General features: G+C 42.0%; 12 protein-coding genes. 5 read left to right on the forward strand and 7 right to left on the reverse strand.

The window, feature by feature from the left end; all coding sequences use genetic code 11:
- Positions 1-16: 16 nt before the first annotated feature.
- From PG086_RS02505 to PG086_RS02515, 3 genes are read right to left on the reverse strand one after another with little or no spacing between them, the layout of a single operon-like run.
- On the reverse strand, positions 17-946 hold the full coding sequence (locus PG086_RS02505) for a metal ABC transporter substrate-binding protein (RefSeq protein ID WP_000733087.1): 930 nt from the start codon (positions 944-946) through the stop codon (positions 17-19).
- A 26-nt stretch (positions 947-972) separates the two neighbouring features.
- On the reverse strand, positions 973-1821 hold the full coding sequence (locus PG086_RS02510; protein ID WP_000559794.1) for a metal ABC transporter permease: 849 nt from the start codon (positions 1819-1821) through the stop codon (positions 973-975).
- On the reverse strand, positions 1818-2540 hold the full coding sequence (locus PG086_RS02515) for a metal ABC transporter ATP-binding protein (protein ID WP_270747678.1): 723 nt from the start codon (positions 2538-2540) through the stop codon (positions 1818-1820). The genes PG086_RS02510 and PG086_RS02515 overlap by 4 nt, the downstream gene beginning before the upstream one ends.
- A gap of 179 nt (positions 2541-2719) precedes the next feature.
- On the opposite strand from PG086_RS02515, the gene PG086_RS02520 reads away from it, so the two are divergent.
- Positions 2720-4612, forward strand: coding sequence for a M13 family metallopeptidase (locus tag PG086_RS02520; RefSeq protein ID WP_270747679.1), 1893 nt, complete (start codon positions 2720-2722; stop codon positions 4610-4612).
- Positions 4613-4700: 88 nt separating this feature from the next.
- Positions 4701-5465: a hypothetical protein gene (locus PG086_RS02525; protein WP_033583454.1), complete on the forward strand. Its 765-nt coding sequence runs from the start codon at positions 4701-4703 to the stop codon at positions 5463-5465.
- Positions 5466-5569: 104 nt separating this feature from the next.
- Here PG086_RS02525 and PG086_RS02530 read toward each other — a convergent pair whose 3' ends face one another.
- Both PG086_RS02530 and PG086_RS02535 read right to left on the reverse strand, forming a co-directional pair.
- A complete protein-coding gene (locus tag PG086_RS02530) occupies positions 5570-6199 on the reverse strand; it encodes an MBL fold metallo-hydrolase (RefSeq protein WP_270747680.1) in 630 nt (209 codons plus the stop codon).
- Between the two features lie 63 nt (positions 6200-6262).
- The gene (locus tag PG086_RS02535; protein ID WP_084853669.1) at positions 6263-7357 is read right to left on the reverse strand and encodes a DUF2974 domain-containing protein; all 1095 of its coding nucleotides are present in this window, start codon (positions 7355-7357) and stop codon (positions 6263-6265) included.
- Between the two features lie 153 nt (positions 7358-7510).
- Between PG086_RS02535 and PG086_RS02540 the strand changes: the two genes are divergently transcribed.
- Positions 7511-8188, forward strand: a complete 678-nt coding sequence (locus PG086_RS02540) for a response regulator transcription factor (RefSeq protein WP_270747681.1) — start codon at positions 7511-7513, stop codon at positions 8186-8188.
- Positions 8181-9155 (forward strand): sensor histidine kinase, encoded by a 975-nt coding sequence (locus tag PG086_RS02545; protein WP_270747683.1) that lies wholly within the window; start codon positions 8181-8183, stop codon positions 9153-9155. The genes PG086_RS02540 and PG086_RS02545 overlap by 8 nt, the downstream gene beginning before the upstream one ends.
- Before the next feature lie 47 nt (positions 9156-9202).
- Here the strand turns inward: PG086_RS02545 and thrS are convergent, their stop codons facing one another.
- Together thrS and PG086_RS02555 are read right to left on the reverse strand one after the other, a co-directional pair.
- On the reverse strand, positions 9203-11146 hold the full coding sequence (gene thrS / locus PG086_RS02550; RefSeq protein ID WP_270747685.1) for a threonine--tRNA ligase: 1944 nt from the start codon (positions 11144-11146) through the stop codon (positions 9203-9205).
- Between the two features lie 333 nt (positions 11147-11479).
- A complete protein-coding gene (locus PG086_RS02555; RefSeq protein WP_057488646.1) occupies positions 11480-11854 on the reverse strand; it encodes a hypothetical protein in 375 nt (124 codons plus the stop codon).
- 197 nt (positions 11855-12051) lie between these two features.
- Between PG086_RS02555 and PG086_RS02560 the strand changes: the two genes are divergently transcribed.
- Complete coding sequence (locus PG086_RS02560) at positions 12052-12894, forward strand: metallophosphoesterase family protein (RefSeq protein ID WP_270747686.1); 843 nt, start codon at positions 12052-12054, stop codon at positions 12892-12894.
- Positions 12895-12951: the final 57 nt, after the last annotated feature.

Raw genomic sequence — 12951 nt, forward strand, 5'->3', positions numbered from 1 at the left:
GACGTTTTTTAATGGATTATTTTGACAAACCTTCAGCAATCTTGTCAAGGTTGTATTTCATCATGCTGTAGTAGCTGTCGCCTTCTTTGCCTTCTTCAGCGATTGAGTCAGTGAAGATTTGTGCGTAGATTGGGATGTTTGTGTCTTGTGAAACGGTCTTCATTGGACGGTCATCGACACTTGATTCAACAAAGAGTGATGGAACTTTTGTTTGGCGAAGTTTTTCAACCAAGGTCTTGATTTGTTCAGGAGTTCCTTCTTCTTCCGTGTTGATTTCCCAGATGTAGGCACTTGGAACACCGTAGGCTTTAGAGAAGTATTTGAAGCATCCTTCGCTAGTTACTATGAGTTTCTTCTCAGCAGGGATATTGTTAAATTTCTCTTTGGCTTCCTTGTCCAGTTTGTCTAGTTTTTCAGTATAGTCTTTGAGATTTTTTTCGTAGAATTCCTTGTTGCTAGGGTCTTTGGCAATGAGCTGTTTAGCGATATTTTTAGCATAAATCATCCCATTTTCAAGGTTGAGCCAAGCGTGTGGGTCTTCTTTGCCTTTCTCGTTTTGGCCTTCAAGGTAGATAACATCAACGCCTTCGCTGACTGCAAAGTAGTCTTTGTTTTCAGTTTTTTTGGCATTTTCGACCAATTTGGTAAACCAAGCATTGCCACCTGTTTCAAGGTTGATACCGTTATAGAAAATCAAGTCAGCTTGAGAAGTTTTCTTAACGTCTTCAGGAAGTGGTTCGTATTCGTGTGGGTCTTGACCAACAGGAACGATACTATGAAGATCAATCTTGTCACCAGCGATATTTTTGGTAATATCAGCGATGATTGAGTTTGTAGCAACAACTTTTAGTTTTTGACCAGAAGCCGTATCTTTTTTTCCGCTAGCACATGCTACAAGAGCAATGACGGAAAGAAAGAGTACAAGCAATGTACCTAATTTTTTCATTAGATTCCTCCAGAAGGGTTTCCCCGTTATTTAATGATTTTTTTGTTTTTCAGTTTCAAGTATCGTTGCTTAGGAGAGATAAAGAAACTGATTAGAAAGAAGCTGGCGGATGTGAGCACGATGCTCGATCCTGCTGCGAGATTGAAACTATAGCCGATAAAGAGCCCTACAACAGAAGCCAGAGCTCCTAGGCCTGATGAAAGAAAAATCATGCTCTTTAGGCTATTAGCATAAAGGTAAGCCGTCGCAGCTGGGGTGATCAACATGGCCACGATAAGAATGGTTCCGACACTTTGCATGGCGGTGACGGACACAAGGGTCAAGAGCACCATGAGTAGATAGTGGTAGAAATTAACGGGCATTCCCATTGCTTTAGCCAGGAGCTCGTCAAAGGATGTAATCAATAGTTGTTTAAAGAAAATCCCAATAATCAAGAGAATCAATGCCCCCACACCAATGGTAATCCACATGTCCGTATCTTGGACAGCGAGGATATTCCCAAAAAGGATATGGAAGAGGTCTGTCGAACTCTTGGCAACACTAATCAAGATGACACCTAAGGCTAAGAAAGATGAAAAGGTAATACCAATGGCAGTGTCACTCTTGATGATAGAGTTTCCCTTGATGTAGGTAATGATGATGGAAGCCATCAAACCAAAGATGATCGCTCCAATAAAGAAATCAATTCCCAGGATAAAGGAAAGGGCTACGCCGGGCAAAACTGCGTGAGAGATGGCATCTCCCATGAGAGACATACCACGTAGGATGATAAAACATCCCACAGCACCAGCAACAACTCCGATGACAATAGCTGTGATCAAGGCGTTTTGTAGGAAATGGAAATTTTGCAATCCATCGATAAATTCTGCTATCATAGGCCACCTCCATTGAAAAAGAGTTTGCTACCGTAGGCCTTCTTAAGATTGGCCTCGGTAAATGTTTCTTTAGTCGGACCAAGGTCTATTAATTCTCGATTGAGAAGCAGAACTTGGTCGAAATAATGGGGGACTTTGCTGAGGTCATGATGGACGATGAGAACTGTTTTACCAGCTTTTTTAAGATCTCTCAGCGTGTTCATGATAATCTCTTCACTAACCGAATCAATCCCGACAAATGGCTCATCTAGAAAGATGTAGTCTGCTTCCTGCACTAAGCAGCGGGCAATCAACACACGTTGAAATTGTCCGCCTGAGAGCTGGCTGATTTGGCGATCAGCATAGTCTGAGAGCCCAACGATTTCAAGTGCATCTGCCACTTTTTTCCAGTGGCTGGCCTTTAAGGTGTGAAAGAGTGGGATGGATGGATAGAGTCCCAGAGAGACGCATTCCTTGACCTTGATAGGGAAATTGTAGTCGATATGGATTTTTTGCTCGACATAGGCAACTCGATGTAACGATTTCTTGAATTCTTTGTCATCGAGAAAGGCCTGACCTTCATGTGGGATAATTCCCAACATACTTTTTAATAAAGTTGATTTTCCAGCACCGTTTGGACCAATAATTCCGGTAATAGTTGGTCCTTGGAGCACTAGTGAGATATCCTTTAGTGCCAACGTTTCTTTGTAGGAGACACTGAGGTTTTCGATACGTATCATACAGTTGTATTCCTCCTGTCTTTTAATATACCTTAAAAAAAAAATTAAGTCAAGTTAATTTTTGAAAAATTTAAAATAATAACTGAAAAATGAAGTGAAAAGAGAGACCATTTTTAATTGCATTCCCAAGTGTTTTCTGCTAAGCTAAGAATAAGTGAAAAAATGAAAGCGAGAACAAGATGACACGTTATCAAGATGATTTTTATGATGCTATTAATGGCGAATGGGAAAAAACAGCTGTCATTCCAGCTGATAAATCTCGAACTGGTGGTTTTATTGACCTTGACGAGGAAATTGAAGAGTTGATGCTGGCGACTACGGACAAGTGGTTGGCAGGTGAAGAAGTCCCAGAGGATGCCATCCTCGCAAACTTTGTTAAGTACCATCGTATGGTACGTGATTTTGACAAGAGAGAAGCAGATGGGATTAATCCTGTCCTTCCTCTACTCAAGGAGTACCAAGACTTGGATAGTTTTGAAGATTTTACCAGCAAACTGGCAGAGTTTGAACTAGCTGGTAAACCAAACTTCCTTCCATTTGGTGTATCACCAGACTTTATGGATGCCAGAACCAATGTTCTCTGGGCCAGTGCACCAGGGACGATTTTGCCAGATACGACTTACTACGCTGAAGACCATCCTCAGCGTGAGGAGCTCTTGACTCTTTGGAAGGAAAGTACTACGAATCTTCTCAAAGCCTATGATTTTTCAGATGAGGAAATCGCAGACTTACTAGAGAAAAGATTGGAATTGGACCGTCGCATTGCGGCTGTGGTGCTTTCTAACGAAGAAAGTTCAGAATATGCCAAACTCTACCATCCATACGCTTATGAAGATTTCAAGAAATTTGCTCCTGCCCTACCTTTGGATGATTTCTTCCAAGCTGTTCTTGGACAAACTCCAGATAAGGTTATCGTAGATGAGGAACGTTTCTGGCAAGCAGCAGACCAGTTTTATAGTGAAGAAGCTTGGCCTTTGCTTAAGGCAACTTTGATTTTGGGTGTGGTCAATCTCTCAACCAGCTACCTCACAGACGAGATTCGTGTCTTATCAGGTGCTTACGGACGTGCCCTTTCAGGTGTGCCAGAAGCACAGGACAAGGTCAAGGCAGCTTATCACTTAGCCCAAGGTCCTTTCAAGCAGGCTCTTGGTCTCTGGTATGCGCATGAAAAATTCTCCCCAGAAGCTAAGGCTGACGTAGAGAAAAAAGTAGCGACTATGATTGACGTTTATAAGGAACGCTTGGCTAAGAACGACTGGCTCACGCCTGAAACGCGAGACAAGGCCATTGTCAAACTCAATGTCATCAAGCCTTATATCGGTTATCCAGAGGAATTGCCAGAACGCTACAAGGACAAGGTAGTGGATGAAACTGCCAGTCTCTTTGACAATGCCCTAGCCTTTGCGCGTGTGGAAATCAAGCACAGCTGGAGCAAGTGGAACCAACCGGTTGATTACAAGGAGTGGGGCATGCCAGCACACATGGTCAATGCCTACTATAATCCTCAGAAGAACTTGATTGTCTTCCCAGCGGCCATTTTGCAGGCTCCATTCTATGACTTGCATCAGTCGTCTTCTGCCAACTACGGTGGTATTGGTGCTGTTATTGCCCACGAGATTTCTCATGCCTTCGACACAAATGGTGCGTCCTTTGATGAAAATGGTAGTCTCAAGGATTGGTGGACAGAGAGTGACTATGCTGCCTTTAAAGAAAAAACGCAGAAAGTTATCGACCAGTTTGATGGGCAAGAATCTTACGGTGCAAGAATCAACGGAAAACTAACTGTATCAGAAAACGTTGCTGACTTGGGCGGAATTGCTGCAGCCCTTGAAGCTGCTAAGAGAGAACCAGACTTCTCTGCTGAAGAATTCTTCCACAACTTTGCTCGTATCTGGCGCATGAAAGGCCGTCCAGAGTTGATGAAACTCATGGCCAGTGTTGACGTGCACGCGCCTGCCAAACTCCGTGTCAATGTTCAAGTACCAAACTTCGATGACTTCTTTACAACCTATGATGTCAAAGAAGGCGATGGTATGTGGCGTTCACCAGAGGACCGTGTGATTATTTGGTAAAGTAAGTCCCTAACCAAGTATCATCTTGGAATTAATGGTTCATTTTTGAAGTTTATCAATCTGAAAATGTAATGCTATCGAGGTAAACATGAAGAAATTTTTAATAATGCTATCAGCTATTCTTTCGATTTCAGTTCTAGCATCTTGTAGTCTCGATAAAAATAGGAACAATACAGAACCTTCATCCGCACTATCATCTGTCTCCAAAGACGATAAGACTAGTGTATCAACAGAAGCAAAGGCTGAAAATACTAGTGACTCGTCAACCAATGAATCACAATCAACTGCTGAAAATAAGAAAGAAACTAGACAAGATTTATATAAAGAAGTGATTGAACGCTATAATCACTTTACAGACCTTTTAAAACAAGGTAATAGAGAAGATTTATACAAGGAAAATAAACAAGATAAGATTACTTCAGAAGGATATAGCCTGGTTTTCTCTCGAATGGATTATCAAAATGCACCCGATTGGAAATACGCAATGGTTGATTTGAATAAGGATGGTCAAGACGAGTTGCTTATTGGCGATGAAAAATTTGTTTCAGCTATTTATTATTTGGAAAATCAAAAACCTAGCTTACTTCACACAGCATATATAGCTTCTGCAGGTGGTTTTCGCTCAGAATTTGTTATTTATGAAAATGGTCAAGTCTCTTATGCAGACTGGCAGTCAACTCGTCCAGAAATGAACCTGTCTCTATATTCGTTCGATAAAAACGGAGTGCAGAAGATTAAAGAAGCAACTCTTCAAATCGGTAGCAATGAAAAAGCAGAGCAAGTTTTAGATATTTCTTCTGAAAAGCTTGATTTGTCTAACATTGGCTGGAAAGAATTGAATCCGGCTAATTAGTTTTGAATTATTTTTCTAGTCAATATTGATTCTTCTGAGCAAATATTGACATAGAAATTGAAGCTACAAAAAAACCAAGGAAATTATCCTTGGTTTTTTGTTTGCTAGAAAAAGGGATTAAAGGTCTTTTCGTGAGCGATGGTCGTAGCCGGGCCGTGCCCAGGATAGACATCGTAGTTAGGAAGAGTGAAGAGTTGAGTCTGGACACTATGGAGAAGTTGTTCCATGCTACCTGTAGGAAGGTCTGTCCGTCCGATGGTTTCGCGGAATAGAACATCTCCGGTTAAGACTAGATGGGCATCAGGAAAAACCAGAGAAACACCTCCGATAGAATGGCCAGGTGTTGGCAATACCGTAAAACGAAACTCTTCGATCTGGTATTCCTCATGAAAGACATAGGTGTGTTCAGCTGGTTTGCAGACGACATCAGCCATATCATCATGACGAGGTAGGCCAGAGAGATTGTCAACAGGAGTATAGAGCCAGCTGGCTTCACTTTCTGCTACATAAACGGGGGGATTTCCAAAAGTATCTCTAACCAAGTCCAGACTCATAATATGGTCGTAGTGGGTGTGGGTCAGGAGAATCGCACAGACTGGTTTGTTGATTTTCTCGATGGTCTTGCGAATAGCCTCCCAATGGCTACCTGGGTCAACCAAAATCAGGTGTTGGTCTCCTTCTAGATAATAAGTGTTTTCATAGGCAACGGGATTCACGGTTTTATGGATTTTCATAAATCTTCCTCTCTCAAAGAATGTACTAAACTAAGTATAGCATAGAAGAGAATACTTAGGGTATCAGAAAGTCTTTTTCGTGCCTTGACGATTTTTCCAAGCCTGGTATCGGGTGTCAATCAAGAGTTGGGTTAAGCGCCCCATGGTTTCTCTTTCTTCGGGAGTGAGGGATTGAGCTTGGACAAAGAGTTGATGAATGTGTTCAATGACCTTGAAGGAAGAAAGATCGTTGATAGAGGAGATGCCTGCATCGAGAATGATTCCGAAAAAGAGGTCGAAATAGAGTTGTAGTTCCTCGTCAGGGACTGTTTCAACCCATTCCTTGAAGGTTGTATCGACTTGCTGACTATCACTATTGGTCTCGTCCAGTTGGACAAAGTGTTTGTCTTCAACCTGCCAACTAAAGGTATCGTGCTGGGCGATGCCACCCAAGGCAGTACTTCGAACAACGATTTTTTTATCCGGAATTTCCAGCATCATCCCGATGATAGAACCTTGTGGGATAAATACTTTTGTTCTGTCTATCATGTTTTGATATCCTAGTGTTTCGGTTAGTTCCTTGTGAAGCCCAGGTGCATCAAAAGTATAGACAGCGATAATGTTTTTCTGCAAGTTTGGATCAAGTTGACTGGCAGCATAGACAGCTAGATTGCCCCCTTTTGAGTGTCCTGCTAGGATAACCTTTTGGTTAGGATGTTGGGCAAAAAAGTCCTCTAAATACTGGAGGGCATGTTTTTGAGCTGGGATTTCCTTCATATAGGTCATATGGAAATCTTCTTTCCAACCAATGATGCTGTCATCAGTTCCACGAAAAACAAGCAAATAGGTATCGAGACTGATACGATAAGTCATGGCTGCAAACTGTTTCTGCAATTCAGGATCAATATCGTTGATAAATTCTGAGAGCTTGCAATTTTTAAATCGTTTGTGTTGAGCGAGTTGATCCAATAACTGGAGACGGTTTTTATTGGTCAGCATCGTCGTGTCTCTAGGAATTTGAGGTGCAAGATCTATGAGGCGCTTTGGTTCTTGGGTGACTACATCATCAAAAGCAAGGTAGGTTAATTCAGTCAAGGCAAGAACATCTAACTCGTTCACGGAGAGGTCATAAAAGGAATCGTATGCTACATCATTGAGGTAGTCAAAAATATTGGCCATAAAAGCTCCTTTCTCTATATTTATCCTATCACATTTATCTAGAATTAGCTAGTAGGCTTATTGGATACTACATGGCTAGCGAGCTGGTTTAAATACAGGTTTGCATTTTATCCATGGGGAAAATCTGTTATAATAAGAACAAAGGAGGAGCACATGCACAAGATTTTACTAGTAGAAGATGACCAAGTCATTCGGCAACAAGTTGGGAAATTGCTCTCAGAATGGGGTTTTGAGGTTATTTTGGTGGAGGACTTTATGGAAGTATTGAGTCTTTTTGTTCAGTCAGAACCTCATTTGGTCCTTATGGATATTGGCTTACCTCTCTTTAATGGTTACCACTGGTGTCAGGAGATTCGTAAGATTTCTCAGGTACCCATCATGTTTCTGTCTTCGAGAGACCAGGCGATGGATATCGTCATGGCGATCAATATGGGAGCAGATGATTTTGTGACCAAGCCTTTTGATCAGCAGGTGCTCCTTGCCAAGGTTCAGGGCTTGTTGCGCCGTTCTTACGAATTTGGGCGGGATGAAAGTCTGCTGGAGTATGCGGGTGTGATCCTCAATACCAAGTCTATGGACCTGCACTATCAGGGGGAAGTATTGAGTTTGACCAAGAATGAATTTCAAATTTTGCGGATTTTGTTTGAACATGCTGGCAATATCGTAGCGCGTGATGACTTGATGAGAGAACTCTGGAATAGCGACTTTTTCATCGATGATAATACCTTGTCTGTCAATGTTGCTCGTTTGCGTAAAAAGTTGGAGGAGCAAGGCTTGGCAGGATTTATCGAAACCAAGAAGGGAATAGGATACGGACTGAAACATGCTTGATTGGAAATCATTTTGTCTAGCCTATCTGCGTTCTCGCAGTCGCATCTTTGTCTATATTTTTTCATTAGGCTTTCTCGTCCTTCTCTTTCAGTTTTTATTTGCTAGTCTAGGAACTTATTTTCTTTATTTCTTTCTGCTCAGTGGTTTTCTGACCTTCTTATTTTTGGTTTGGGATATTTTTGCAGAAGCTCAGGTTTACCGTCAGGAAATACTCTATGCTGAAAGAGACCCAAAGTCTCCTTTGGAGTGTGTGCTAGCGGAAAAACTCAAAGAGCGTGAGTCTGAATTGTATCAAAAGAAGTCAGAAGCCCAAAGTAAACTGACAGATTTGCTTGACTACTATACCTTGTGGGTTCATCAGATAAAGACCCCTATTGCAGCGAGTCGACTTTTAGTGGCAGAAGTCTCTGATCGTGAGGTCAAGCAGCAATTGGAACAGGAAATCTTCAAGATTGACTCCTATACCAATCTGGTGTTGCAGTATCTACGTTTAGAGAGCTTCCATGATGACCTAGTGTTTGAAAAGGTTCAAGTGGAGGATCTGGTGAAGGAAGTTGTCCGTAAGTATGCCCTTTTCTTTATTCAAAAGGGACTGACAGTCAACCTACATGACCTTGACAAAATCATCGTGACCGATAAGAAGTGGTTGTTGGTCGTCATTGAACAAATCCTCTCAAACAGCCTCAAATACACCAAGAAAGGTGGACTAGAGATCTATATGGAAGGCCAGGAACTCTGTATCAAGGATACGGGAATCGGGATTAAAAACAGTGATGTGCTCCGAGTCTTTGAACGTGGCTTTTCAGGCTACAATGGTCGTTTGACCCAGCAGTCATCTGGACTTGGACTTTATCTATCTAAGAAAATTTCTGAAGAACTGGGCCACCAGATTCGTATCGAGTCTGAGGTTGGAAAAGGAACAACCGTACGGATTAAATTCACTGAAGTGAAGCTTGTTATTGAGTAAGAATAAATGAGAAAAAGCCTCCGAATGGAGGCTTTTATGCTAGGTTTTTATTTCTCAACGCGTGATTTGTTGGCGATATCAGCCAGGATAGATTCAACAAAGTCATCAACTGAGACAGTGTGTGTTTCTTTTTGGCCGTAGCGGCGAACGTTGACTGTTCCGTCTTCCATTTCCTTGTCCCCAACGATCAATTGGTAAGGAATTTTGCTAGTTTGTGAAGCACGAATCTTGAACTGCATTTTTTCATTGCGCTCATCCACATCCGCACGGACACCACGGTCACGGAGTTTCTTAGCCACTTCCCATGCGTAGTCCACGTGTTTTTCGTTAGAAACAGGGATGAGGGTCACTTGATGTGGTGCAAGCCATGTTGGGAAAGCACCCTTGTAGTTCTCAATCAAGATAGCTGTAAAGCGTTCCATAGTTGAGATAACCCCACGGTGGATCATGACTGGACGGTGTTCCTCACCATCTGCTCCAACATATTTGAGGTCGAAGCGTTCAGGAAGCAAGAAGTCGAGCTGGATAGTAGAAAGGGTTTCTTCTTTTCCAAGGGCAGTTTTAACCTGGATATCCAATTTTGGTCCGTAGAAGGCTGCTTCACCTTCAGCTTCAAAGTAGTCCAGTTCCATATCATCCATAGCTGCCTTCAACATGCGTTGTGCATTTTCCCACATTTCATCGTTGTCAAAGTATTTGTGTTTATCTTCAGGATCGCGGTAAGACAAGCGGAAACGGTAATCTGTCAAATTAAAGTCTTCATACACGTCGATAATCAATTGAAGAATTTTCTTGAATTCTTCCTCAATTTGTTCTGGAGCTACAAAAGTATGACCATCATTTAGGGACATTTCACGTACACGTTGAAGGCCAGTAAGGGCACCAGATTTTTCATATCGGTGCATCATGCCAATCTCAGCGATACGGATTGGTAATTCACGGTATGAGTGTACATGGTGTTTATAAACTTCGATATGGTGAGGACAGTTCATTGGGCGGAGGACAAACTCTTCACCGTCTCCCATGTCCATAGTTGGGAACATATCTTCACGGTAGTGATCCCAGTGACCAGAAGTTTTATAGAGTTCCACGGAGGCAATTGGTGGAGTGTAGACGTGTTGGTAGCCTGCAGCGATTTCCTTGTCGACAATGTAGCGTTCCAATTCACGACGGATAGTCGCTCCGTTTGGTAACCAGAATGGTAAACCTTGTCCGACTTCTTGTGAAATCATGAAGAGGTCAAGCTCTTTACCGAGTTTACGGTGGTCACGTTCCTTGGCTTCTTCACGCATTTGAAGGTAGTTCTTTAAGTCTTTCTTGTCAAACCAAGCTGTACCGTAGATCCGTTGCATCATCGCGTTGTCGCTATTTCCACGCCAGTAGGCACCAGCTACGTTGAGCAGGTGGAAGATTTGGATACGACCTGTTGATGGGACGTGAGGACCACGGCAGAGGTCTACGTATTCGCCCTGACGGTAGATAGTCAAACCACCTTCGTCTTCTGAGTGTTCTTCAATCAATTCCAATTTGTAAGGGTCGTTCTTGAAGATTTCACGGGCCTCGTCTTTGGTAACTTCTTCACGGATTGATGGGAAGTTTTCTTTAACGATTTTTTTCATTTCTTCTTCGATACGAGGAAGATCTTCGTTGGAGATTTGACCAGCAGTATTGTCCGTATCGTAGTAGAAACCGTCTTCGATAGCTGGACCAACCCCCAAGTGAATATCTGGGAAAAGGCGACGAGCTGCTTGGGCAAACAAGTGAGCAGCTGAGTGGCGCAAGATTGGAAGGGCATCTTCGTGATCAGGTGTCACGATTTCAATGCTTCCATCTTCAGTGATAGCACGAGTCGTGTCAATGAGTTTGCCGTTGAATTTACCAGCCAAGGCTTTTTTAGCTAGGGAATTGCTGATAGATTGGGCAATTTCAAAAGTTGTCACGCCAGATTCGAATTCACGAACAGCTCCATCTGGGAAAGTAATCTTAATCATGGTTTTCTCCTTATAAAGTTTTTATTAGCCTAGTTATGGTGAAGGTGCCCTTGAAATATAAATAGAAATTCCTTTTGATTTTTCGTTAATAAATCAAAAAGCGACATCCTTAAAAGGACGTCGCAACGTGGTTCCACCTTCATTTATGTTCCTCAAAAAAGAGGGACACCTCAGATTGGCTTTAACGTGGCCACCGTTTTATGTTTGCATAAAAATCAGTAGAGTAGTATCAGTTTAGGCTTTCTATGCGTTTCCAGCAACCACGCACTCTCTAGTAGAAAGGGACTAAGTGACTTGTCTCTATGCATTATTATAGCATGATTGCGAGAATTTTCAAGGTTTTTGTATAATTTTTTTGTTTTTCTCTCTTTGGAAGACATGCTTGATACCCATGCCAGCAGCCAAGCCAAGTAGGGCAAAGAGTTCATAGGCTAGGAAGTAAAGCAGGATGAACTCACCAAAGGTGATGATGGTAAAGCAAAAGACCAGACCAATACCGAGTAGCCACCAAAGTGAGAAATGAAATCGATAGCTATAAAGTAGCGATACGATAAAGGTTACTAGGGGAGAAAAGAGGAGAATGTTATAAATGTAAAGTCCCTTCAGCGTATAAGAATCAGATATCAGCAGTAAAAGCAACTCATAGAGGGGCCAGTAAAAGAAGAAAATGACAAGGTAGTATGGAATATACTTAAGATATTTCCGCATGGCAATAGTCCTCCAATCTGCAAAAATTGAGAGATGTTGAAGACCACATAATCCTAAATGAAGGGGAACTCTCTATTTATATTATAGCACGTATTGGAAGCCTTTACAAGTTAATCCAGTGAGTAGTGATAGTGCTCTTTTTGAGTGTTTTCTGCTATAATACTAACAAAAGAAGTAAGAGGAAAAGAGGAGAAAGGATGACGAAAATAGCAGTTCTTTCAGACATACATGGAAATACGACAGCCCTGGAAGCTGTACTGGCTGATGCTAAAAAGGCAAAGGTAGATGAGTACTGGCTTTTGGGGGATATTCTTATGCCTGGAACGGGACGTAGAAGGATATTGAATCTTTTAGCTACTTTGCCTATCACTGCAATAGTTCTTGGTAATTGGGAGAACAGTCTCTGGCGAGGCTTGCATCGTAAGCTAGATTTGACAAAAGCTAGTCATCGCTACCTCCTACGTCAATGCCAGTATATATTAGAAGAAATCAGCCCTGAAGAAATCGAAGACCTCCACAATCAACCCATGCAAGTTCACCGTCGGTTCGGTAATTTGACGGTAGGAATCACTCACCATCTCCCTGATAAAAACTGGGGTAGAGAGTTGATTCATACGGGAAAACAAGAAGATTTTGATAGATTAGTGACGAATCCACACGCCTCCATCGCAGTATATGGTCATATCCACCAACAGTTGCTTCGTTATGGAAGTGATGGACAGTTGATTCTTAATCCAGGGTCTATTGGACAACCCTTCTTTCTAGATGCGAAGTTGCGTAAGGACCTGCGGGCCCAGTATATGATCTTAGAGTTTGATGAAGCAGGTTTGGCTGATGTTGATTTTCGTCGAGTGGATTATGATGTAGAAGCTGAATTGCAGTTGGCTAAAGATTTAAAGCTCCCCTATTTCCAGGTCTATTATGAAAGTTTGGTAAATGGGATTCACCACACTCATAACCAGGAACTTCTGTATGAGATTGCTCAAAAACAGGGTCATGATATTGAGTTGGATGCATGGTTAGATAGTAGTAATGATTGACATGACATCAAAAAGGGGTATAATGAGTATGAGAAGAGAGATGATGAGAATCTCAGG

The sequence above is a fragment of the Streptococcus halitosis genome, from assembly GCF_027691175.1.
Taxonomy (GTDB): Bacteria; Bacillota; Bacilli; order Lactobacillales; family Streptococcaceae; genus Streptococcus; species Streptococcus halitosis_A.